This window comes from Streptomyces sp. NBC_00539, assembly GCF_036346105.1.
Taxonomy (GTDB): Bacteria; Actinomycetota; Actinomycetes; order Streptomycetales; family Streptomycetaceae; genus Streptomyces.
Genome location: NZ_CP107811.1, coordinates 1,869,723 through 1,892,017, shown reverse-complemented (window position 1 = coordinate 1,892,017; position 22,295 = coordinate 1,869,723). Strand labels below are relative to the sequence as shown.

Sequence of the window (22,295 nt, the reverse complement as noted above, 5' to 3'; positions counted from 1 at the left end):
CGACTGGCTCAGCTCACGAAGCAGGTCCCCGGCACTGCGCCGCTCGGCGAGCAGCTCCCGGCGCTCGCGGTCCTGCACGGTGTCCGTCCGGACCCGACGCCAAGTACAAGTCCGGCAAGCGGCGCGGCTATCCCAACGGGGACCTCTACCAGATGCTGGCCTACTGCACCGTCCTCGGGCTGCCCGGGGGCCATCTGGTGTATGCGAAGGGGAACAGGACGCATACCAGTCACCGAGTGCGCCGTGCTGGGACAGTCCTGCACCAGCACGCTCTGGACCTGGACCGGCAGCCGGTGGCACTGCTGGCGGAAATTCGGGAATTGTCTCGACGTATGGTCGCGGGCACAGTTGCACATCTTTCGTGACAGCGTTCGTGTCTCCTTGGTGCGATCGTCGCCATTGGCGAACGCGCCTGGAGGGCGCTACAGCCCATGCCGGTCGAGTAGTGCCATCAGCTTGCGCTTGCGTTTCTGGTCGGTGCGCAGGGTGGTCATATAGGCGGTGAAGGCGGCCTCCGTGTTCAGGGTGCGGTGGCACGTGCGGGCGCTGAGCAGCAGTTCGGTCAGGTGCTCGTACGTGGCGTCGCCGGTTCGCGTCAGGAGGGGGCCGATCAGGCGCAGGTACACGTCCAGGGCGTCGGCGGGGCGGCGGTCCCGGGTGCGGTCGGCGAGGGCGAGCCACTGGCGACCGTCGGCGTATCCCTCAGCGGCTGCTTCCCACGCCGCGTCGTGGTCGCCGTCGTCCAGCAGGGCATCTACCAGAGCCGAGCCTGCGGAGCCGAGGCTCTTGCGGGGCCGGGCGTCGGTGCGCAGTACGTTCAGGGCCCGTGTCCGCTCGGGTTCGTCCCAGCAGTCGGCCGCCCGGGCTGCCGTCCGCAGGTCCTGGTACGCGGCCAGGGTGCGGCGGCGCCGTAGTACGTTGCGGCGGACCTCGACCGCGTCCGCCGGGCGGCCGCCCCGGGTGTAGCGCTCGCAGACGAAGTCCACCAGGTGGTGGTCGGGGCCGCGGTCTGGATCGGCCTCCCACAGGCCGCGTTCGGCCCAGTCCAGGGCTTCTGCCGGGCGGCCCGCCCGCTCCAGTTCCCGGGCGATCATCAGGTGGGTGGCGCCCGACGGGGCCAGATCCACCGCGTGGACGGCGATCAGCGCGTCCACACTGCCGCCCTCCGCCTTCATCAGCTGCTCCATGAGGTGCTTCTCCGCCCAGCCCCTCGGATTGCCGCGCCAGGCCGCCACCACCAGCTCGCGCGCCCGTGCCAGGCCCGCCTCGCCCAGTACGTCCTCGTAGTCGGACAGGGCGATGTCGGTGGCGTCGTTCAGGTCGCCCAAGAGGTGGTCCACCAGCCAGTCGGCAGTCTGTGCCGGGTCGGGGTGAGCCGCCCTGCAGGCGGCCAGATGTACCTCGGCCAGTCTGCCGGCCACGTCGCCGATGACGCCGTCCGAGTCGTCGATCTCGCCGTACGTCCGGCCGAGGGCTGCGATGGCCTCCCGGGCCACCTCCACCACCTCCGGTGCGTGGCCGGTCTCCGTCAGGGTGCGCAGCGCGGATAGGGCCTCGGTGGCCTGGAGCCCGTAGGCACGGGCGTCCGCGTACTCGACGTAGCCGTACCGGGCGAAGGGACGGGTGTCGAGCAGGCCCAGGACACGCTCGCGTACGGCGCCGAAGTCGTCCCCGGCGGCGGCAGCCCGCAGTTCCAGCCGGTGGCGCAGGTCGCGGTCGCCGGCGAGGTGCTCCCGTACCAGAGTGAGGAGTTCGTCCCGGTTGCGGGACTCAAGCCAGGCGTCGAGCTGTCGGCCGCGGGACGCTGCGGCAGCCCGTTGCACGGGGACCGACTTCGCCTGCCGCAGTACGGCCAGGCCGACCGCCACGCAGTGCTTGCAGAAGTTGCCCTCCTGCCCGTACGGGCAGGAGCACCATCCGGTGAGGCCGTCCTCGTGCTCCGTCAGCTCGACCTCGTATGCGTCGGTGCCCTCGACGGTTGCGGTGATCGTCCTCTCTCCGATCTCCAGCGTGGACACGGAGGACAGGTAGCCGAGACCTCGCTCGAAGGACCGGGATCCCGCCAGCCGGCGCAGCTCGTCCTCGGTGAAACCAAGCGTGTTCCTCATGGCACACATTCAACTGGATCGGACACGCGCGCAGGCACGGTCAAGCAAGGCTCTGGTTGCCTTGCGTGAGCCGACCGTGGGACGGCTCGTCGAATGGTCGCAGGTTCGGTCAGCGGTGCGCCGTCGTGGCCGACCGTCGAAAGACCGGAGGTGACGCGCGATGCCCCTGAGACGCTTCCGGTACCTGGCGGCCTGCCCCAGGAGCCGAAAAGGGGTCTGACCTGTATGGCCTCCCGAGGTCGAGTTGCGTGACGCGTTCCCGATGACTCATCACATGGAGTGCTTGGCGATCCTCCGACCGATCGCAAAGGGCGCCTGACCTGGCGTTCTGCCGGCGGGTGCCATGAGCGTGGCGGGTACGGCCTGGTGGTCGGGGCGGGGGACTACGGGGTGGCGGGCGCAGGTAGAGCGGGCGGGGGTTGGGCCAGGGTGGGGTGGCGGTGGCGCCAGGCCGTGTAGACCGGGCTGGCGGCGGAGGTGTCCAGGTAGCCGGCCGCCACCGCGCGCAGGAGGGCGTCCCCGTGGCAGGACAGCGGGCCGTCGCGGTGCCAGGCCAGGACGTGGCGGTACCAGAGCGGGTTGCCCGCCAGGGGGCGGACGGCGACGCCGGGGGTTTCGGCGAACGTCGCCTGGCAGAGGCTGACGGCCAGCCCCGCGCGGACCAGTTCGAGCAGTTGGCGCCCCTCGGCCTCGTGCGGGGCGCTGGGGCGGCGGCCGGTCAGCGCGCACACGGAGGACCAGTACTCGCGGGTGCGGTCGCCGTCGGGCCGGGGCATCGCCCAGTCGTGACCGGCGAGTTCGGTCAGGGACACGGCCTCCTGACCGGCCAGGGGGTGGGTCGCGGGCAGCAGGGCGAAGACGGGTTCGGTGACGACGGGGGTGAGAACGACCCCGTCGCGCGGTGGCAGGACCTGCTCCGGGTGGTCGCCGAGGACCGCCGCCTCCAGGCGGCCGGCGGCGAGGTCGTCCAGGAGCGTGACGGGGGAGTAGTGGCACCGGGACGTCACCTCGGCCCGGGGGAGCAACGTCCGTATGGCCAGGACGAGGTGGCCGATGAGGGGAGCGCCGACCGATCCGACGCGGATCCGGTCCGGGGACGCCAGGTGGCGGGCGGCGCGGGCGGTGTCGGCGAGGAGCGCGTCGATGCCCGGCAGGACGGCGTGCGCCCGGGCCAGCACCAGCTCACCGAAGGCCGTGGGCGTGGCTCCGGCCCGCCGCCGGTCGAACAGGACACCGCCGAGCATCGACTCGATGCGGCGCAACTGCGTGCTGAGGCCCGGCTGCGTCATGGACAACGCGGCGGCGGCCCGGGTGAGGCTGCCGGCCTCGGCGATCGCGCACACCACGCGCAGGTGCCGTACCTCCAGTTCCATGTCGCGCATGTTATGGAGCGGTGACGGGTTTCGGACAGGAGCATGTCCCCGTGAGTGGTATGTGAAATGTCACACAGAGTTGTTCCGTTGCCGCTTCGGTTGCCGCATCAGTTGCCGCTCTTCGCCGGGTTCTTGAGCCCGATCGTGGCGTAGTCGAGCTGGCCGCCGAAGGACGTGTGGCCGAAGGCGCCGGCGATGTTGGTGCCGAGCAGCAGTGGCATGCGCTCGATGACGGCGGGCGCCGTCGGGGCCTTGGCGAGGATCTCCCCGTCCAGCTGCCGCCACGCCGCGTTGGCCTGCGCGGCGTCGGTCATGTCGGCGATCTCGTCCATCCGCTTCATCGTCGCCTCGTCGCGGAAGAGCGAGTGATTGCCGGAGTTCCCCTTCTCCTTGATGTAGCGGCCGTCGAAGACGAAGGGCAGGAAGGTGGAGCCGGAGGGGTAGTCGGGGCACCAGCCGGTGTAGACGAGGTCGGTGCGGTTCTTGGTGTCACCGATGGTGTCGTAGAAGGCCGATGGGTCGACGGCATCGATCGTGACCTTGATTCCCGCCCGGCCGAGGGAGTGCTGGATCGCCTCGGCCACCGCCTTGTCGCCGTTGGAGACGGTGATACGGGTGGTGATCCCGTCCGGTTTGCCGGCCTCTCGCAGGAGCTGCTTGGCCCGCTCCACGTCACCCGTGGCCGGGATCCCCAGGGTGTCGGGCTGCTTGCCGCCGAAGAGCGAGCCGGGCATGAGGGCGGTGGAAAGGTCGTTGAGGGCCGGCCCGCCCGAGGCGGTCAGCACCGCCTCGCGGTCCAGGGCGTACAGCAGGGCCTGGCGGACCTTGACGTCGTCGAAGGGGGCGCGGCCCGTGTGCATCTGCACCATCTCGGTGCAGTTGGTGGACTCGGCCAGCAGCCGCGCCCTGACGTCGGCCTTGGTGAGCACCTTGGGGGTGCTCTCGGGGCGCAGCTTGCCCCAGGAGACGGCGGAGGCGTCCACGCCCTCCGAGGCGATGAGCCGGTCGTCGACCTGGTTGGCCCTCAGCCCCATCACCACGACCAGCTTGTCCGGGTAGGCCTTGCGCACGGTGTCCGTCGTCGGGTCCCAGTGGGGGTTGCGGACCAGTACCAGCCGCTTGTCCCGGTCGTACGACTCGATCTTGTAGGGGCCCGAGGAGAACGGGCGGTTGTCGTACTGGGGGCCCTTGTCCCGGGACTTCGGCACGGGGGCGAAGGTGGGCAGGACGGTGGCGTTGGGGAACTCCGCGAAGGGTTTGCGGAGTTCGAAGACGATCGTGTGGTCGTCGGGGGTCTTGACCGAGTCGAGGTGCTGCCCCTGGGCGGGGCCCCGGTAGCCCTCGGCGCCGGCCAGGTAGCGGGCGGCGTAGTCGGGGCCGCCCGGCAGGTCGGGGGAGAAGGACCGCTCCACGTTGTACTTGACGTCCTGGGCGGTGATCGGGGTGCCGTCCTCGTACGTGAGGCCCTTCTTGAGCTTGAAGGTCCAGGTCCTGGCGCCGTTGGAGGAGACGCCGAGGTCCTCGGCGAGGTCGGGGGCCAGCTCTCCGCCCTTCGCGCCCGGTTCCGCCTTGTACGTCACCAGCGTGCGGTAGAGCAACCGGGTGCCGAAGTCCATGTCGCCGATCACCCAGTTGCGGGCCGGGTCGAGGTGGGTGAAGTCCTGGTTCGACAGAACGGTCAGCGTGCCGCCCTTCTGCGGAGTGCCGCCGACCGTGGCCCCCGCGTTGGCGAGTGCGGGGTTCTTCGCGGCGTTCTTCGCCTCCTCGTCCTGTTGACCGCTGCCGGAGCGGCCGCCGTGGGAGCAGCCGGCCATGCCGAGTGCGACGGTCGCCGCCAGGCCGGTGGCTATGGCGTGGAGAGTGCGCTTCTTCATCAGTGGTCACTCCGTGAACGGTCGGGCAGCCCGGACGGCTGGAATGTGACCGATAACATAGTTATGTGAAATGGCACTCACAATTGTCGCGCCTCCATAGCGCGGGGTTATGGGCAAGTGGGAGCTCCACGCCGAGCGGTGGTCGCGCCAAGCTGTCAGGCGACGCCCTACCTCACCGTGCGGTCACGAGGCCGCGAAGGGGACCCATGAACCCTGCGTACGCCACCGTCGACCACGTCTTCACCGTCCCCCTGGACCACGCGGCCCCGCACGGCCCGACCATCCGGATCTTCGCCCGGGAGGTCGCCGATGCGCGCCACGCGGGCCGCCAACTACCCTGGCTGCTCTATCTGCAGGGCGGTCCTGGCGGCAAGTCGCCGAGGCCGTCGGCCGGTTCACCCGGCTGGCTCCCCCAGGCGCTCAAGACCCACCGGGTCCTCCTCCTCGATCAGCGCGGAACGGGCCGCTCCAGCCCCGTCACCGCCCGGGCGGCCTCCCGCTTCGCCTCACCCGACCGGCTGGCCGGCCACCTGGGCCACTTCCGCGCCGACTCGATCGTCTCCGACGCCGAACTGATCCGCCGACAGCTGTGCGGCGACGAGCCGTGGGAGACCCTCGGCCAGAGCTACGGCGGCTTCCTCACCCTCACGTATCTCTCCCGGGCCCCCGAAGGTCTGCGTGCGTGCTACGTGACCGGCGGCCTGCCCGGCCTCTCGGCCACCGCCGACGAGGTCTACGCCCGCACCTACCCCCGGGTACGGGACCGCGTCCGCGACTTCTACGCCCGCTACCCCGGGGACGCCGCCCGGCTGCGCGAGATAGCCCGGCTCCTGGCCGCCACCGATGTGCGCCTGCCCGACGGGGACCGGCTCACCCCGCGCCGCCTGCGCACGCTCGGCCTCGCCCTCGGCATGGGCGACGGCTTCGAGCGGATCCACTGGCTCCTCGACGAATCCCTCGACGAGGACGGGAGGCCGACCGACACCTTCCTGCACCAGGTGATGACGCTGACCGGCTTCACCGACAACCCGCTCTTCGCCGTCATGCAGGAGACCCTGTACGGCCAGGGAGCGGGGCCGAGCGGCTGGGCGGCGGCCAGGGCCATGGCGGCGTTCCCCGAGTTCGCCGAGGACGCCGACCCCCTCCTGCTCACCGGAGAAATGATCTACCCCTGGATGTTCCGCGAGATCAAAGGCCTGCGCCCCTTCGCCGACGCCGCCGACCTGCTCGCCGAACGCCCCGACTGGCCACCGCTGTACGACCGTGACCGCCTCGCCGCCAACCGGGTCCCGCTCGCCGCACTCGTCTACCACGACGACATGTACGTGGACGCCGGGCTCTCGCTGTGCACGGCGCGCGAGGTCGGCGCCACCCGGGTGTGGGTCACCAACGAATGGGAGCACGACGGCGTCACCGCATCCGGTGGTCGCGTGCTCTCCCGCCTGATGGACCTGGCCGGGGGGCGTGCGTAGGACCCTCGCGGCTCCGCCCCACCTGTCTCCCACCTCCCTCGCGTCCCCTCAATCCGCCTCCGACGGGAGAGACATGACCATCCCGATCCACCGCCTGCGGCCGCTCGCCGCGGCCGTCACCCTCGTCTCCTGCCTGTCCGCCCCCACCGCGGTCGCCGCCCCCACCGCGGCCGCTGCCCCCGGCTCGCTGGCCCCCGCCGCCGGCTGCGCCCTCCCGGGCCGGACCGGCTGGACGGACGAAGGCCACGACACCGACCGGATCCGGTTCCAGCCCGCCACCGGAACCCGCCGCGTCCTGACGCTGTACGTGGACTTCCCCGACGCCCCGGCCACCGACTCCACCGAGCCCTACACCGCCCAACTCGCCCCCGCCGCGGACTGGATGGGCAGCGCCAGTTACGGCCGTCTGCGCCTGGAGAACACCCCGCTGCGGCGATGGGTCCGGATGCCCGCCGACTCCACCTCCTACGGATTCGCGCGAGGGCTCACCTTCGAGGCCCACGAGAAGTACCTCCAAGACGCGGTCACGGCCGCCGATCCCTACGCGGACTTCTCCCGCTACGACATGGTCTACGTCGTCCCCACCAGGACGGCGACGGCCATCCCCTTCTCACCGACCTACCTGTACGACCCGGCGACGCCGGGCGTCACCGCCGACGGCACCCGCCTCAAGTGGGCCGTCACCTTCGGACAGGACATGTGGCACTGGGGCCACAAGGTCGCGGCCCACGAGAGCGCCCATACCTTCGGGCTGCCCGACCTGTACGCGTTCACCGGCGCCACCCACCGGTACGTGGGTGGCTGGGACGTCATGGGGGACATCGCCGGCCCCGCCCCGCAGTACCTCGGCTGGCACTCCTGGAAGCTCGGGTGGACCCGCGACGACCAGGTCGCCTGTCTGCCCGCGTCCGGTCGCCGAATGGTACGGCTGACCCCGGTGGAACGGCCCGGGGGAACCAAGATCGCCGTGCTGCGGACCGGTGGGACGACGGCATACGTGGCGGAATCCCGCCGTGCCCAGGGCAGCGACGCGGCGGCCTGCTCCACCGGAGTCCTCATCTACGCCGTCGACTCCGCCGCCCGGACCGGCGAGGGCCCGGTGCAGATCATGAACGCGAACCCGGCCACGACCCCTGCCGCCGGCTGCACTCCGCTGGACCGGGCCGCGTACGCACCGGGACAGAGCTTCACCGACCCCGCGACCGGCGTGCGCATCGACGTCCTCGCGGGCGGAGCGGCGGGCGACACGGTGCGGCTGAGCAAGGAGTGACTCCGGCCCGGGCCGGCCGCCGTCCACCGGAGCGGGTGACGGCCGCTCAGAGCACGACCGGCAGGGACCTGAGGCCGCGGGTCAGGCGCGTGCGGCGCCATTCGAGCTCTTCCTCGGGGACGGCCAGACGCAAGCCGGGGAAGCGGGTCACGAGCGCCCGGAGGGCGATCTCCGCTTCCGCCCGGGCCAGGGGTGCGCCGAGGCACCGGTGGATCCCGTGACCGAATGCCAGGTGGCCGCCGGCGTTCCGGTCGAGGTCGAGTCGCTGCGGATCGGCGAAGGGGAGAGGGTCACGGTTCGCCGCTCCGGGAGCGATGAGCACGGGAAAGCCGGCCGGGATCTCGACCCCGCCGAGTTCGAGGGCCTCCGTGCTGTACCGGAAGGTGGCGATCCCCACGGGCGAGTCGTAGCGCAGCAGTTCGTCCAGCGATCCGGCGATCAGGCCGGGGTCCCGCCGCAGCCGGGCGAGTGAGGACGGGTGCTGGAGCAGGGCCAGGACCGAGTTCCCGATGAAGTGGGTGGTGGTCTCGTGCCCGGCCACCAGGAGGAGGACGGCGAGGGACGTGACGTCGTCCTCGTCGAGGAGCCCTGCCTCGCCGCGCTGGAAAAGCGCGGGGAGCACGCCCTCCCCCGGTGTGTCCCGGGCCGCCCCCACGAGGTCGGTCATGTACTCGCCGACGGCGTGTGACGCGGCGTCGATGATGTCCGGGTCATCCGCGTCGAACAGGTCGTTGGACCAGCGGGAGACCATGTCGCGATCGGACTCGGGCACTCCGAGCAACTGGCAGATGACGGTGACCGGCAGGGGCACCGCCAGCCCCTTCACCAGGTCGACCTCGGCGCCCTGCGCCCACCCGTCCAGCAGGCGGTCGACCACCTGGGAGATGTACGGGCGCATACCCCCGACGGGGCCGGTGGTGAACAGCGGCGCGGCCGCCGCCCTCTGCCGGGTGTGCCCGGGAGGGTCGCTCGCCAGCATGTTCCTGGCGACGGCCGGATGGAGGTCGCGCCCGGACGGCCGGCCGGCGAAGAAGCGGGCGGCGTCTTTGGACAGGCGGGGGTCGGTGAATGCCTGCCGGGCCTCCGCGTGACCGGTGACCAGGTACGCATGGTGGCCGCGGGACCCGGTGGGGATCTTCTGGACCGGCGACGCACTGCGCAAGCGGTCGTAGGTGGAGTAGGGGTCCCGGAAGAAGAGGGGGTCGTGCAAGGGGTCGGTCACGTTCCTGTCCTCGCGCTCCCTGGGTACCTCCGGGGCCCGGCGCAGCCCCCGGTACCGCCGAGGTTACTGCCGTTCTCCGTCAGCAGTCGCTCGGCTGCGGCGACGCTCACCGTCGGCGGTGCGCAGCGCATGAGCGTCAGGGGCGCAGGACCGAGGAGAGCCAGGGGGTGAGGGTGGGGGTGGACAGGCGCTCGCGGTAGGTCTCGTCGCCCGGCAGGGGGACGGTGAGGCGGTAGCCCGGCGGGAAGAAACGGGCCGTCACGTGGGCCAGGCCGCCGTAGACCGAGCGGAGGAACGCCGGGACGGAGTCGCGGGGGACGTCGTGGAACTCCACGCCCTCGACGGTGATGAGGGCGTCCTCCTCGGGGAAGAGACGGACCGACACCGCGGGGCGCCCCAGGAGGTCGATGAACGCCTCGTGGGGGAGGGTGCCGTCGGGGTCGGTCGCCTTGAAGAGTTCCGCCGATGAGCGGCGCGAGGTCCGGTCCGCGCCGATGTCGTGGTCGACGGTCATCGTCAGGCGGTACGCGTCGGCGATCTCGCGTACGGCGGTCACGGCCGACTCGGTGGTGGGGAGTGCCGGGTGCTTCATGGCCCCCATGATCGCCCCTCGGCTCGGGTCGCGGCTCGAGCCGCATCCCAGGTTCCGCTCTTACATACCCCCAGGGGGTATGCTACGTTGCTCCGCGAAGGTACCCCCTAGGGGTATGTGTAGGAGAGGGGTCAGGGCAATGTCAACCGTCAATCCCCGGCGCTGGTGGGCACTTGCCGTGCTCGCCACCGCCCAGTTCATGGTCATCATGGACACCTCGATCATCGGGGTCGCACTCCCCGAGATGCAGAAGGACCTCGGCTTCTCACAAGGCGAGCTGCAGTGGGTCTTCAACGCCTACGTCATCGTCTTCGGCGGGCTGCTCCTGCTGGGCGGCCGGCTCTCCGACCTCTTCGGGGCGCGCAGGATCTTCGCCGCCGGCTGGGCGACCATGATCGTCGGCTCCGTGCTCGCCGCCGCCGCGCAGACCGCCTGGGTCGAGATCGTCGGCCGCGCCGTCCAGGGCGTCGGCGGCGCGCTCATCGCACCCTCCGCCATGACCCTGCTGATGATGCTCTTCGGCCACAACCCGAAGGAACTCGGCAAGGCCATGGCCCTCTACGGCGCCGCCGCCCCGGCCGGCGGTACCGTGGGCGTCTTCCTCGGCGGCGTCTTCACCCAGTGGGTCAGCTGGCCCTGGGTGTTCATCATCTACATCCCGATCGGCGTCCTGACCCTCGCCGCCACCAAGCTGCTGCCCGCCGTCCAGGCCCGCCGCGGTGCGGTGGACGTGCTCGGCGCCGTCGCCGTCACCGGCGGTCTCGCGCTCGCCGTCTTCGCCGTGGTCCGGGCCCCCGAAGTGGGCTGGGGAGCCACCGCCACCGTGCTCGAACTGGTCGCCGCGGCAGCCCTGCTCGCCCTCTTCTTCGTGATCCAGCGCACCGTACGGGAGCCGCTGATGCCGCTCGGCGTCTGGCGGATCCCGCGTCTGGGCTCGGCCAACCTGGCGATGACGCTGCTCGGCGCGGCCTGGATCCCGATGTGGTACTTCCTCAACCTCTACCTCCAGCAGGTGCTGCACTACGGCGCCTTCGCCTCCGGGGCCGCGCTGCTGCCCATGACCGTCCTGCTGATGATCTTCATGACGGCCATCACCGCCCGTCTCATGGCCAGGTTCGGGGCGAAGCCGCTGATCGCCGGAGGTCTGCTCGCCCTCGCCGCCGGGCTGGTGTGGCTGTCCGCGGTCGAGCCGACCGGCACCTTCCTGGTCGACGTCCTGCCCGCCTCCCTCGTCGCCGCACTCGGCATGGCGCTCGCGTACATCCCCGCGATGATGGCCGCGATGTCCGGCGCCCCCCAGGAGCAGGCCGGTCTGGCCTCGGGCATCGTCAACACCACCTACAACGTGGGCTCGGCCCTCGGCCTCGCCGCACTGACCGCCCTCGCCACCACCCAGGGCGCCGGTGAACTGGGCAACCTGCCCGCCCTCACCGACGGATTCGGCGCCGCGTTCCTCGGTGCCGCCGGCATCGCCGCCGTGGGCGCCCTGGTCACGCTCCTCGCGATGAAGAGCGACAAGCCCGCCGCCGCGCCCGCCGCCGCGCCCGCGCCGCAGGGTGAGACGGCCGGCGTGTGAGACGGCGCTCGGCCAGGGGTCGCCCGATGTCCTTCCGGACGTCGGGCGGCCCCTTTTCCGTATCCCCCCGTCCCCCCGTACCTCCATCCCCCAAGACATCAAGAGGAGACGTCATGAAGGACATCCGGACCCGCGCCGTGCACGTCGTCAACGCACCTCACGGCAACGGCAGCCGTCCGCTCTCCGTCCCCCTCGTCCAGTCGTCCGCCTTCGCCTTCGACTCGGCCGCCGAGCTCGCGGAGGCGATGGCCGGCCCGGACGGGCAGTACGTGTACGGCCGCCGGGGCAACCCCACCGTCCGCGCGCTGGAGCACACCCTCGCCGACCTCGAAGGCGGCAGGTCCGCCCTCGCCTTCGCCTCCGGCATGGGTGCCATCAGCGGAGTCCTGCTCGCGCTCCTGCGCCCCGGCGACCAGGTGATCGCCCAACGGTGCCTGTACGGGGGGACGTACGCGGCCCTGGCCGACCTCGCCGACCGTTACTCGGTCGAGGTCCGCTACATCAGCGGTGACGACGTGGCCGAATTCGAGTCGCACGTGGGCCCGCGCACCAGGCTGCTCCTGCTGGAGACCATCGCCAACCCCACCGGGCGGGTCCCCGACCTACCCGGCCTGCTGGCCGCCGCCCGCCGCCACGGGGTGATCGGCGCGGTGGACAACTCCCTGGCGTCACCCGTCCTGTGCCGGCCCCTCGAACTCGGCGCGGACATCGTGCTGCACTCCACCACCAAGTACCTCGCCGGCCACTCCGACGTCCTCGGCGGGGCGGCCGTCTTCGCCGACGACGCACTCCGGCACCGGATATGGCCGCGTACGGTCGAACTCGGCGCCGCCGCGGACCCGTTCGCGGCCTGGCTGACCCTGCGCGGCATCGCCACCCTGCCCCTGCGCATGCGCGAGCACTGCGCCAACGCCGGCCTGCTGGCCACCCGGCTGGAAGCCCATCCGGCCGTCACCGCCGTCCACTGGCCCTGGCTCCCCGGAGGGCCTTCGTACGCCGTGGCGCGCAAGGTGCTCTCGGGCGGCGGCGGGCTGCTCTCCTTCGAGCTCGCCGGAGGCCGGGAGGCCGGACGGGTGTTCGTCGAGGGCGTCCGGCTGGCGCGGCTGGCGCTCTCCCTGGGGGGTGTGGAGACGCTGGTGACACATCCCGCCAGCACCTCCCACCGTGAGCTGGACGAACGGGCGTTGGACCGGGCCGGTATCGGTCCGGGGCTGGTGCGGATGTCGGTCGGCATCGAGGACCCCGATGACCTGTGGCGGGACGTCGAACAGGCACTGGCCGGAACCTGATTCGCTTCTTTTGGGTTGACAAAATAAATGGGCGATTCGTAGATTGGTTCACGCCAGAGAAACTCCTCTCCGTCAAAGGGGCCGTGTGATGCGCTACTTCGAGGACTTCCGGACCGGTGACGTCCACGAGCTGGGCACCGTCACCGTCACCGCCGAGGAGGTGCTGGATTTCGGGCGGCGCTTCGACCCGCAGCCCTTCCACACGGACCCGGCGCTCGCGGCCGAATCGCCGTTCGGCGGACTGATCGCCAGCGGCTGGCACACCGCCTCGATGTTCATGCGCCGCTACGTCGACGGACTGCTCGCCTACAGCGCCTGTACCGGATCCCCCGGCGTGGACGAAGTCCGCTACCTGCGGCCGGTGCGCCCCGGTGACGTGCTCACCGCCCGCGTGGAGATCCTCGGCTCGCGCCCCTCCCCGTTCAATCCGGGCACCGGCGTCGTGCAGCCCCGCTGCACGCTCGTGGACCGCGACGGGACCGTCGTCTTCAGCATGGTGCTGCACAGCATCTTCCGGCGCCGGCCCGCCGACCGCGCCGCCGACCCCGCAGCCGCGCAGGACCCGGTCGTACGGGCCCGCTCCGCCGTCTGAAGCCCCCTACCCCATGTGAAGGGAGACCTCCAGTGGAGGCCGTATCCCGCACCGCCCAGTGGACCGCCGCAGCGCGGGCCCTGGAGACCGACCGCGAGGACCGGCTGTTCGCCGATCCCCACGCGCGCACCGTCGCCGACACGATCGGCTTCGAACTCCTGGAGCGCTACGCGGGGGCCGGCACCGTGCCGTTCCTCGCCATCCGCACCACGTACCTCGACCGGGCCATCGTCTCGGCCGTCGAGGAAGGCGGCATCCGCCAGGTCGTCTTCCTCGCCGCCGGCATGGACACCCGCTTCTACCGCCTGCCGTGGCCCGACGGCGTCACCGTCTACGAACTCGACCGCCCCGCCCTGCTGGACGCCAAGGCGCAGATGCTGGCGGACGAGCCCGATCCGGCCGGGCGCACCCGCGTCACCGTCCCGGTCGACCTCACCCAGGACTGGACCGGCCCCCTCAAGGAGGCCGGCTGGCACAGCGACGAGCCGGTGCTGTGGGTGGTCGAGGGACTGCTCTTCTTCCTTCCGGAGCCCGCCGTACGGAACCTGATCTCCACGCTCGGCACGCAGTCGGCGCCCGGCTCGGTCCTGCTGGGCGACGTCATCAGCAAGTCCGCGCTGGAGAACCCGCTCTCCCGCCCCTTCCTCAACTGCCTCGCCGAGGACGGGAACCCGTGGCTGTTCGGCACCGAGACCCCCGAGCAGCTGCTGGCCGACTGCGGCTGGGCCGTGCGCGAAGTGCGCCAGCCCGGTGAGCCGGGCGCCGACTTCGGCCGCTGGCCCTACCCGGTGCCCGCGCGCAGCGTCCCGCGGATCCCCCGTTCCTTCCTGTTCACCTGTGACCTTCCGACCACCGGGGTGAGAGCGGCATGAGCACCACCGACGAGTTCCACCAGCGCGTCATCAGCGACGCCGGCGCTGCCGTGCGCGGCCTGACCGTCGCCCTCGGCGAGCGCCTCGGCCTCTACCGCGCGCTCGCCGAGACCGGCCCGCTGACCCCGGCCGCGCTCGCCGGACGCACCGGGATCAGCCCCCGCTACGCCGAGGAGTGGCTGCACGCCCAGCTCAGCGCCGGGTACGTCGAACGCGACCCGGACACCGGCACGTACGCCCTGCCGGCCGCCCACGTCCCCGTACTGGCCGACCCGGGATCCGTCACCTTCGCCGCCGGGTTCTTCACCGCCCTCAAGGCGCTCTACGCCACCGAGGACCTGCTCGTGGACGCGTACCGCACCGGCGACGGAGTCGGCTGGGCGGAACACGACCCCGCCCTCGACACCGGCATGGGCAGCTTCTTCCAGCCCGCCTACGAGCACCGGCTCGTCCCCGACTGGCTCCCGGCGCTGGAGGGGGTCACCGCCAAGCTGGCCGCGGGCGGCACCGTCGCCGACGTCGGCTGCGGAGTCGGACACACCACGCTGCTGATCGCCAAGGCCTTCCCCGGGGCCACCGTGCACGGCTTCGACTACTCCGAAGAGGCCATCGCGCTCGCCCGTCAGCTCGCCGACGAGGCCGGGCTGGGCGACCGCGTCGTCTTCGAGGTCGCCTCCGCCGACGACTACCCCGGCAGCGGCTACGACCTGGTGACCTTCTTCAACGCCCTGCACGACATGGGCGACCCCGTCGCCGCCGCCCAGCACGTGCACAAGTCGCTGGACGCCGAGGGCACCTGGATGCTGGTCGAGTCCAACGTCTCGCCCGCGGACATCGATACCCAGACCCCCGCCGCCCGCATGTTCATGGCGCTGTCCGCCGTGATGTGCCTGCCCGTGGCCGTCGCCCAGCGCGGACCCCACGCCCTCGGCAACCACTCCGGTGAGCAGGCCTTCCGCGCCATCGCCGAGGAGGCCGGCTTCACCCGCTGGCGCCGCGCGACCGAGACCCCGGTCAACGCCGTCTACGAAGTCCGGCCCTGAGGCCCTGAGGTCCTAACGCCCTGAGGCCCTGACGCCCCGAGGCCGGGAGGCCCTGCGCCCCGAGACCCGAGGCACCGGAACGCGGCCCGGGCGCCCACCACCACACCGAGGAGTCACCATGGGCGTCAGCGCCCCCCTGCCCGTCACCGACCGGTTCCTGGAAGTCCTGGACCGGCTCAGCTCCCGCTCCATCGAGGAGTACTACAACCCCTACCAGCAGTTCGACTGGCCCGAGAAGCTCGAAGAAGGCCGGATGTGGATGACCCCCGAACTGCTCACGGTCTACGGCACCCCCTTCTACGAGGAGCTCGGCGAGGAGACCATCCGCCGCCTGTCCAAGTGGGAGAGCATCAACTTCTACAGCCTCAACGTCCACGGCATCCGCGAACTGCTCATCGAGGTGGTCGGCCGGATCCACATGCCCGGCTTCGAGGTCCCGTCCGACTTCTTCCACCACTTCATCGGCGAAGAGAACGAACACATGTGGTTCTTCGCCGAGTTCTGCCGACGCTACGGCGACAAGATCTACGGATCCACCGCCATGCGCGCCGACTCCGCCTGGGAGCCGGAGGTGGAGAACTTCCTGGTCTTCGCCCGGATCCTGTTCTTCGAAGAGCTCGTGGACCACTACAACACCCGTATGGCGCAGGACGATTCGCTGTGCCACACCATCCGCGAGGTCAACCGCATCCACCACCAGGACGAGTCCCGGCACATCGCCTTCGGCCGCGAACTCGTGTCCCTGCTCTTCCACCGGATGCGCGACAGCGTCTCCGCCGCACGGCTCGCCGAGGTGGAGGCCTACCTCAAGCGCTACGTGGTCTACAGCGTCAACTCCCTCTACAACCCCCACGTCTACCGCGACGCCGGGATCGCCGACCCGTTGGCCCTGCGCAACGCACTGGTCGCCGACGAGCGGCGCCGCCCCTTCGAGCGCAAGACCATCCGCAAGCCCCTCGGCTTCTTCCTGAAGACCGGGATCTTCACCGACGACGTGCTGCCCGTCGTCTGAACGGCCCATCGCCGTCCGAGAGGTGACCCCACCATGACCGTCACGACCACCGCGACCCCCGCCCCGACCCAGGGCCTGCCGTCCCTCGGCCCCGAGGGAACCGCCCTGCTGCGGCTCCTCGACGACACCTTCGAGAGCTGGGGCGTCCGGGCCGGTGCCCGCCCGATGACCATGCCCCCGCTGCTGCCGGCCGCCGATCTGGCGCGGCTCGACTACTACGACAACTTCCCCCACCAGGCCGTCGTCGCGGCCCCCCTGAACCTGGACGCCAGAGCGACCAGCGACTTCTGTACCGACACCGGCTGCTTCCCGTGCGACGCGTTGCAGCCGGCCGCGCTCGGCCTCCCCTCGGCGTCGTGCTACGCCGTGTACATCGACCACCAGGGCCGCGAGGCCGCCGACGACGAACTCGTCACCGTGGTCGGATGGTGCTTCCGCAAGGAGGAGCACTACGAAGGGCTCCGCCGCCAACTGGGCTTCCGGATGCGTGAGATCGTCGCCATCGGCACCCGCGAACACGCCGAGGCGCACCTCGCGTCCTTCACCGGGCGGATCACCTCCTTCGCCGAGGCCCTGGACGTGCCGCTGCGCAAGGAGGCCGCCTGTGACCCCTTCTTCGACAAGGGCAGCTCCAAGGCGGTCCTCCAGCGGCTGACACCCGTCAAGCACGAGTTCCTGTACGAGGACCTCGCGATCGCCTCGGTCAACACCCACCGCAACTTCTTCGGCGACCGGTGCGACATCCCGCTCGCGTCCGGCGGCGGCCCGGCGTTCACCAGCTGCGTCGCCTTCGGCCTGGAACGCTGGCTGTCCGCACTCACCAGGCGCCACGGCAGCTGGGAGGCGGCTACGGCCGCGGTCCTGCGGGCGAACGCGGCCGGGCCGGCGATCTGACGTGCCGACCCGACCCGTCTCCCCTCCGGCGGGCGTGATGGGATGGGCGAACCTCGGCATGGACATCGTGTCCGTCACCCGCGTCCGCCGGCTCCTCACCGAGTACGGCGAGGACTTCTTCGAGCGGATGCTCACCCCCGGCGAACTCGCCGACTGCCGCTGTTCCACCAGGCTCGACGTGCTGAGCCTGTGCGGCCGGATCGCCGCCAAGGAAGCGGCGTTCAAGACCCTCCGCGTCGGCGGCAGGTTCCTGCCCTGGCGGGACATCGTCGTGAGGCGCTGCGAGGGCGGCTGGCCGCTCGTCGAACTCCACCGTGCGGCGGCCGTCATGGCCGCGGACTCGGGGATCATCGCGATCACCGTGTCCATCAGCCACGACGTGGACTACGCGGTGGCCGTCGCGGCCCCCGTCCTGGAGCCCGGCTCGCCCCTGCCGCGGCCCCTGCCCGGCCCAGCCGGACCCGTACAAGCAACCCGAGCCTCCACAGGCACCACTTCCCCAAGGAGAACCACCATGTCGAACGGTCTGCAGCAGCTGAAGAACTGGCTCCTCGCCCGCCACTCGGAGCTCGACGACATCGCTCCCGACCTGGACCTCATCGAGCACCGGCTGATCGACTCCCTGTCCTTCGTGGAGTTCGTCTTCCTGCTGGAGCAGCACAGCGGAAAGCCGATCCAGATGGAGACCCTGGAGGTCGACGAGATCCGCACCCTCGGCGCCATCGAGAAGCACTTCTTCCCGCTGGAGGTGGGCCGGGCATGAGCAAGCGGCTCTTCACCTCGGAGTCCGTGACCGAGGGCCATCCCGACAAGATCGCCGACCGGATCAGCGACACCGTCCTCGACGCGCTGCTCCGTGAGGACCCGGCTTCGCGGGTGGCCGTCGAGACCCTCATCACCACCGGCCAGGTCCACATCGCCGGCGAGGTGACGACCACGGCGTACGCGCCGATCGCCGCACTCGTGCGCGCGGCGATCCTGGAGATCGGCTACGACTCCTCGAAGAAGGGCTTCGACGGCGCCTCGTGCGGGGTAGCGGTGTCCATCGGAGAACAGTCCGCGGACATCGCCCAGGGCGTCGACACCGCCTACGAGCAGCGTGTCGAGGGCGAAGCCGACGGCGCCGAGGGCGACGGGCTGGACCGGCAGGGCGCCGGCGACCAGGGCCTGATGTTCGGCTACGCCTGCGACGAGACCGCCGAGCTGATGCCCCTGCCCATCGCACTGGCCCACCGCCTGGCCCGGCGGCTGACGGACGTCCGCAAGGACGGGGTCGTCCCGTACCTGCGGCCCGACGGCAAGACCCAGGTCACCATCGAGTACGACGGCGACGAGGCCGTCCGCCTCGACACCGTGGTCGTGTCCACCCAGCACGCCGCCGACATCGACCTCGATTCCCTCCTGACCCCCGACATCCGCGAGTTCGTCGTGGAGCACGTCCTCGGACAGCTGGCGCAGGACGGGATCAAGCTGGACACCGAGGGCTACCGGCTTCTGGTCAACCCGACGGGCCGGTTCGAGATCGGCGGCCCGATGGGTGACGCGGGCCTGACCGGCCGCAAGATCATCATCGACACGTACGGCGGCATGGCCCGCCACGGCGGCGGCGCGTTCTCCGGCAAGGACCCGTCCAAGGTGGACCGCTCGGCCGCGTACGCGATGCGCTGGGTCGCCAAGAACGTGGTCGCCGCCGGTCTGGCCTCGCGCTGCGAGGTGCAGGTCGCGTACGCCATCGGCAAGGCCGAGCCCGTCGGCCTGTTCGTGGAGACCTTCGGCACCGGGGCCCTGCCCGACGAGCGCATCCAGGAGGCGGTCTCCCACGTCTTCGACCTGCGTCCGGCCGCCGTCATCCGCGACCTGGACCTGCTGCGGCCCATCTACGCCCAGACCGCCGCCTACGGCCACTTCGGCCGCGAACTGCCCGACTTCACCTGGGAACGCACCGACCGCGCCGACGCCCTGCGCAAGGCCGCCGGAGTCTGAGCCCGGTGACCCCCGCCTTCCCCCACGTTCAAGGAGCGTCCCCCATGACAGCCGGATTCACGGACTTCAAGGTCGCCGACCTCTCCCTCGCCGCCTTCGGCCGCAAGGAGATCACCCTGGCCGAGCACGAGATGCCGGGCCTGATGTCGATCCGCGCGGAGTACGCCGAGGCGCAGCCGCTGGCCGGCGCCCGCATCACCGGCTCCCTGCACATGACCGTGCAGACCGCCGTCCTGATCGAGACGCTGGTCGCCCTGGGCGCGGAGGTCCGCTGGGTGTCGTGCAACATCTACTCGACGCAGGACCACGCGGCCGCCGCCGTCGCGGCGGCCGGGATCCCGGTCTTCGCGTGGAAGGGCGAGAGCCTGGAGGAGTACTGGTGGTGCACGGAGCAGGCCCTGACCTGGCCGGGGCACGCCGGCCCGAACATGATCCTCGACGACGGCGGTGACGCCACCCTCCTCGTCCACAAGGGCGTCGAGTACCAGAAGGCCGGGGCGGTGCCCGACCCCTCGACCGCCGGCAACGAGGAGATGGCGCTCGTCCTCGCCCTGCTGGCGAAGACGGACATCGACTGGACGGCTCTGGCCGCCGGGATCCGCGGTGTGACGGAGGAGACCACGACCGGTGTCCACCGCCTGTACGAGATGATGGCCGAGGGCAACCTGCTGTTCCCGGCGATCAACGTGAACGACGCGGTGACGAAGTCGAAGTTCGACAACAAGTACGGCTGCCGGCACTCGCTGATCGACGGCATCAACCGGGCCACCGACGTGCTGATCGGCGGCAAGGTCGCGGTCGTGTGCGGTTACGGCGACGTCGGCAAGGGCTGTGCGGAGTCGCTGCGCGGCCAGGGCGCGCGGGTGATCGTGACGGAGATCGACCCGATCTGCGCGCTGCAGGCGGCGATGGATGGCTACCAGGTCGCGACGCTGGACGACGTGGTGGAGACCGCGGACATCTTCATCACCACGACCGGCAACAAGGACATCATCATGGCCTCGGACATGGCCAGGATGAAGCACCAGGCGATCGTGGGCAACATCGGCCACTTCGACAACGAGATCGACATGGCCGGTCTGGCGCAGATCGAGGGCATCGTCAAGGACGAGGTCAAGCCGCAGGTCCACACGTGGAAGTTCCCCGACGGCAAGGTCCTGATCGTGCTGTCGGAGGGGCGTCTGCTGAACCTGGGCAACGCGACCGGTCACCCGTCCTTCGTGATGTCGAACTCCTTCGCGGACCAGACGCTGGCCCAGATCGAGCTGTTCACCAAGCCGGAGGAGTACCCGACCGACGTGTACGTGCTGCCCAAGCACCTGGACGAGAAGGTCGCCCGCCTCCACCTCGACGCGCTGGGCGTCAAGCTCACCACCCTGCGCCCGGAGCAGGCCGCCTACATCGGCGTGGAGGTCGAAGGCCCGTACAAGCCCGACCACTACCGCTACTGATGCCATGTCAGTCGTAGAGGACATGCGCGACCCCTGGCTCCCGGACCGCCTCCTGCGCACCGAACGGGACGCCCTGCTCCCGCTGTTGCGCCGGACGCCGACGGCCGCGTACGCGCTGCGCACCGCCTGCCCGGGGTGGACGGTGCGGGACGTGCTCGCGCACTGCGCGGCCGCCCTCGTCCGCATCGTGGAGGGCCGGCTGGAGGAGGGGGTCTTCCTCCCCGCCGCCAACGCCGCCGACGTCGCGGAACGCGCCGACCGGCCCGTGGCCGGGATCCTGGACGAGCTGGAGCGGGGCCTGACCGAGGCCGGTGCGGCCATAGCCGCCGGTGACGGCACCCTGGACGCGGTGGCGCTGGGGGAGTGGATCCACGCGGGCGACGTACGGGAGGCGCTCGGCGAGCCGGGGGCCTACGGCGGGACCGCCCTGGAGCTCTCCCTGCCCCTGCTCCGCACGACGAGCCGCAGGCGCGGAACGCCCCGGCTGCTGGCGGACGTCGCCGGGCAGCACGAGGCGCTGGTACTGGGCAACGCGGTGGACGGCCGTCCCGCCGCCCGGTTCCGGGGCGACGCGCCGACGCTGATCCGCCTGTACTCGGGCCGCCCGCTGGTCGGGACCCGCTACGAACTGGCGGGCGCCGTCGAAGAGGAACTGCTCATCTACCGCTGACGCCGGGGGGACCGGCGCGGCGCACGGCACGCCTCACGGTCCCGGTCCCGGTCGCCCACGCGGCGCGGGGACCGGGACTCAGTCGATCCTGACGACCTGGAAGGCCTCCGCCATGCGTCCCGCGGGCAGCCCCGCGGCCGTCGCGTGCTCACCCAGCCACTGCCGCAGCAGCCCCGCCAGATCATCGAAGTGCGCCGTCTGCGAGGTGTGGATGCGCAGCGCCTCCACCTTGCGGTCGAAGACCGACGTCACATCGATGTACTGGTTCGGGGTGGGCCCCGTCATCAGCCACAGCTCCGGCACGATCCACGGCTCCAGCCCCTCCTCCTTGAGCAGGGACGGGTGGGCGAACGGATTGCGCGCCTCCGGGTAGATCGCCCGCAGGGCCGCGTCACCGACCGCCCGGTGGTCGGGGTGCAGGTCGGCGACGCGCGCCCAGTTGATCTCGGGACTGGGGATCACGGCGCGCTGCGGACGGACCTGACGGATCACCCGGCACAGGTCGCGGCGCAGCTCGACGCCGGCCTCGACGTAGCTGTCGGGATATCCGAGGAAGCGGACGTCGTCCACCCCGCTGCGCTTGGCGGAATGCACCTGTTCGGCCCGGCGGAGGTCCCCCATCGCCTGGCGGGGCAGCTGCTCGTCGTATCCGCCGGCGCCGCCGTCCGTCACGATGCAGTACGTCACCCGGGTCGTGCCCTGGGCGATCCACCGCATGACCGTGCCGCTGACGCAGAACTCGATGTCGTCCGGGTGCGCGGCCACCACGAGCAGGGATTCCGGGGCGCTTCGGTCTATGGGATCGGTCGCGAAGTGTTCCATGGGACCAGCCTGTTGGGCGCCCGGAGGGGCCGCAAGGCACCCCCTTTGGCGTGTCCGCGCAACGGCGTGAATGCGCAAGCACTTCCCGGCCCCGCCGCTTGTTTCCTCTGGCAGGCTTATCGGGACCCGGCATCCGCATTGTCACCGGGAAGTCCGGAGTCGTGAATTCGGCCGTATGCG

At 71.1% G+C, this 22,295-nt stretch carries 19 protein-coding genes; 13 read left to right on the top strand and 6 right to left on the bottom strand.

Annotated features, from left to right (window positions below):
- Window positions 1-422: 422 nt before the first annotated feature.
- From OG861_RS08180 to OG861_RS08170, 3 genes are all read right to left on the bottom strand, one after another.
- Window positions 423-2,108 (bottom strand): SWIM zinc finger family protein, encoded by a 1,686-nt coding sequence (locus OG861_RS08180; protein ID WP_330261627.1) that lies wholly within the window; start codon window positions 2,106-2,108, stop codon window positions 423-425.
- Window positions 2,109-2,491: 383 nt separating this feature from the next.
- Window positions 2,492-3,481 carry a LysR family transcriptional regulator gene (locus OG861_RS08175; protein WP_330261626.1) on the bottom strand — a complete coding sequence of 330 codons (990 nt, stop codon included), beginning with the start codon at window positions 3,479-3,481 and terminating at the stop codon, window positions 2,492-2,494.
- 107 nt (window positions 3,482-3,588) lie between these two features.
- Window positions 3,589-5,355: an ABC transporter substrate-binding protein gene (locus OG861_RS08170; RefSeq protein WP_330261625.1), complete on the bottom strand. Its 1,767-nt coding sequence runs from the start codon at window positions 5,353-5,355 to the stop codon at window positions 3,589-3,591.
- A 206-nt stretch (window positions 5,356-5,561) separates the two neighbouring features.
- Here OG861_RS08170 and OG861_RS08165 point away from each other — a divergent pair, with 206 nt between their 5' ends.
- Window positions 5,562-6,827, top strand: coding sequence for an alpha/beta fold hydrolase (locus tag OG861_RS08165; protein WP_330261624.1), 1,266 nt, complete (start codon window positions 5,562-5,564; stop codon window positions 6,825-6,827).
- A gap of 73 nt (window positions 6,828-6,900) precedes the next feature.
- Window positions 6,901-8,097, top strand: a complete 1,197-nt coding sequence (locus OG861_RS08160; protein ID WP_330261623.1) for a M6 family metalloprotease domain-containing protein — start codon at window positions 6,901-6,903, stop codon at window positions 8,095-8,097.
- Window positions 8,098-8,143: 46 nt separating this feature from the next.
- On the opposite strand, the gene OG861_RS08155 is transcribed toward OG861_RS08160, so the two are convergent.
- Window positions 8,144-9,319 (bottom strand): cytochrome P450 family protein, encoded by a 1,176-nt coding sequence (locus OG861_RS08155; RefSeq protein WP_330261622.1) that lies wholly within the window; start codon window positions 9,317-9,319, stop codon window positions 8,144-8,146.
- 136 nt (window positions 9,320-9,455) lie between these two features.
- A complete protein-coding gene (locus tag OG861_RS08150) occupies window positions 9,456-9,911 on the bottom strand; it encodes a hypothetical protein (protein WP_330261621.1) in 456 nt (151 codons plus the stop codon).
- A gap of 139 nt (window positions 9,912-10,050) precedes the next feature.
- On the opposite strand from OG861_RS08150, the gene OG861_RS08145 reads away from it, so the two are divergent.
- From OG861_RS08145 to OG861_RS08095, 11 genes are all read left to right on the top strand, one after another.
- On the top strand, window positions 10,051-11,487 hold the full coding sequence (locus tag OG861_RS08145; protein ID WP_330261620.1) for an MFS transporter: 1,437 nt from the start codon (window positions 10,051-10,053) through the stop codon (window positions 11,485-11,487).
- A 113-nt stretch (window positions 11,488-11,600) separates the two neighbouring features.
- A complete protein-coding gene (locus tag OG861_RS08140; RefSeq protein WP_330261619.1) occupies window positions 11,601-12,776 on the top strand; it encodes a trans-sulfuration enzyme family protein in 1,176 nt (391 codons plus the stop codon).
- Between the two features lie 88 nt (window positions 12,777-12,864).
- Window positions 12,865-13,368 (top strand): MaoC family dehydratase, encoded by a 504-nt coding sequence (locus tag OG861_RS08135; protein WP_330261618.1) that lies wholly within the window; start codon window positions 12,865-12,867, stop codon window positions 13,366-13,368.
- A 32-nt stretch (window positions 13,369-13,400) separates the two neighbouring features.
- Window positions 13,401-14,240, top strand: a complete 840-nt coding sequence (locus tag OG861_RS08130) for a class I SAM-dependent methyltransferase (RefSeq protein WP_330261617.1) — start codon at window positions 13,401-13,403, stop codon at window positions 14,238-14,240.
- The gene (locus OG861_RS08125) at window positions 14,237-15,283 is read left to right on the top strand and encodes a class I SAM-dependent methyltransferase (protein ID WP_330261616.1); all 1,047 of its coding nucleotides are present in this window, start codon (window positions 14,237-14,239) and stop codon (window positions 15,281-15,283) included. The genes OG861_RS08130 and OG861_RS08125 overlap by 4 nt, the downstream gene beginning before the upstream one ends.
- 118 nt (window positions 15,284-15,401) lie before the next feature.
- Entirely contained in the window at window positions 15,402-16,295 is an 894-nt protein-coding gene (locus tag OG861_RS08120; protein WP_329199044.1) for a diiron oxygenase, read from the top strand.
- A 33-nt stretch (window positions 16,296-16,328) separates the two neighbouring features.
- A complete protein-coding gene (locus OG861_RS08115) occupies window positions 16,329-17,189 on the top strand; it encodes a hypothetical protein (RefSeq protein ID WP_330261615.1) in 861 nt (286 codons plus the stop codon).
- Between the two features lie 37 nt (window positions 17,190-17,226).
- Window positions 17,227-17,952, top strand: coding sequence for a holo-ACP synthase (gene acpS / locus OG861_RS08110; RefSeq protein WP_330261614.1), 726 nt, complete (start codon window positions 17,227-17,229; stop codon window positions 17,950-17,952).
- Complete coding sequence (metK, locus tag OG861_RS08105) at window positions 17,949-19,172, top strand: methionine adenosyltransferase (protein WP_330261613.1); 1,224 nt, start codon at window positions 17,949-17,951, stop codon at window positions 19,170-19,172. Before acpS ends, metK begins: the two co-directional genes overlap by 4 nt.
- A 44-nt stretch (window positions 19,173-19,216) precedes the next feature.
- Window positions 19,217-20,623 carry an adenosylhomocysteinase gene (gene ahcY / locus OG861_RS08100; RefSeq protein WP_330261612.1) on the top strand — a complete coding sequence of 469 codons (1,407 nt, stop codon included), beginning with the start codon at window positions 19,217-19,219 and terminating at the stop codon, window positions 20,621-20,623.
- Window positions 20,624-20,627: 4 nt separating this feature from the next.
- Window positions 20,628-21,293, top strand: a complete 666-nt coding sequence (locus tag OG861_RS08095; protein ID WP_330261611.1) for a maleylpyruvate isomerase family mycothiol-dependent enzyme — start codon at window positions 20,628-20,630, stop codon at window positions 21,291-21,293.
- 78 nt (window positions 21,294-21,371) lie between these two features.
- Here the strand turns inward: OG861_RS08095 and OG861_RS08090 are convergent, their stop codons facing one another.
- Entirely contained in the window at window positions 21,372-22,115 is a 744-nt protein-coding gene (locus OG861_RS08090) for a PIG-L deacetylase family protein (RefSeq protein WP_330261610.1), read from the bottom strand.
- Between the last annotated feature and the right edge of the window lie 180 nt (window positions 22,116-22,295).

Excerpts from the sequence above, each read along its gene's own strand:
- OG861_RS08170 (WP_330261625.1), bottom strand. The coding sequence starts at position 5,355 with ATGAAGAAGCGCACTCTCCACGCCATAGCCACCGGCCTGGCGGCGACC.
- OG861_RS08165 (WP_330261624.1), top strand. The coding sequence starts at position 5,562 with ATGAACCCTGCGTACGCCACCGTCGACCACGTCTTCACCGTCCCCCTG.
- OG861_RS08115 (WP_330261615.1), top strand. The coding sequence starts at position 16,329 with ATGACCGTCACGACCACCGCGACCCCCGCCCCGACCCAGGGCCTGCCG.
- OG861_RS08180 (WP_330261627.1), bottom strand. The coding sequence starts at position 2,108 with ATGAGGAACACGCTTGGTTTCACCGAGGACGAGCTGCGCCGGCTGGCG.
- OG861_RS08125 (WP_330261616.1), top strand. The coding sequence starts at position 14,237 with ATGAGCACCACCGACGAGTTCCACCAGCGCGTCATCAGCGACGCCGGC.
- OG861_RS08135 (WP_330261618.1), top strand. The coding sequence starts at position 12,865 with ATGCGCTACTTCGAGGACTTCCGGACCGGTGACGTCCACGAGCTGGGC.
- OG861_RS08150 (WP_330261621.1), bottom strand. The coding sequence starts at position 9,911 with ATGAAGCACCCGGCACTCCCCACCACCGAGTCGGCCGTGACCGCCGTA.
- OG861_RS08140 (WP_330261619.1), top strand. The coding sequence starts at position 11,601 with ATGAAGGACATCCGGACCCGCGCCGTGCACGTCGTCAACGCACCTCAC.
- OG861_RS08160 (WP_330261623.1), top strand. The coding sequence starts at position 6,901 with ATGACCATCCCGATCCACCGCCTGCGGCCGCTCGCCGCGGCCGTCACC.
- acpS (WP_330261614.1), top strand. The coding sequence starts at position 17,227 with ATGGGATGGGCGAACCTCGGCATGGACATCGTGTCCGTCACCCGCGTC.
- OG861_RS08090 (WP_330261610.1), bottom strand. The coding sequence starts at position 22,115 with ATGGAACACTTCGCGACCGATCCCATAGACCGAAGCGCCCCGGAATCC.
- OG861_RS08145 (WP_330261620.1), top strand. The coding sequence starts at position 10,051 with ATGTCAACCGTCAATCCCCGGCGCTGGTGGGCACTTGCCGTGCTCGCC.
- ahcY (WP_330261612.1), top strand. The coding sequence starts at position 19,217 with ATGACAGCCGGATTCACGGACTTCAAGGTCGCCGACCTCTCCCTCGCC.
- OG861_RS08120 (WP_329199044.1), top strand. The coding sequence starts at position 15,402 with ATGGGCGTCAGCGCCCCCCTGCCCGTCACCGACCGGTTCCTGGAAGTC.
- metK (WP_330261613.1), top strand. The coding sequence starts at position 17,949 with ATGAGCAAGCGGCTCTTCACCTCGGAGTCCGTGACCGAGGGCCATCCC.
- OG861_RS08175 (WP_330261626.1), bottom strand. The coding sequence starts at position 3,481 with ATGGAACTGGAGGTACGGCACCTGCGCGTGGTGTGCGCGATCGCCGAG.
- OG861_RS08095 (WP_330261611.1), top strand. The coding sequence starts at position 20,628 with ATGTCAGTCGTAGAGGACATGCGCGACCCCTGGCTCCCGGACCGCCTC.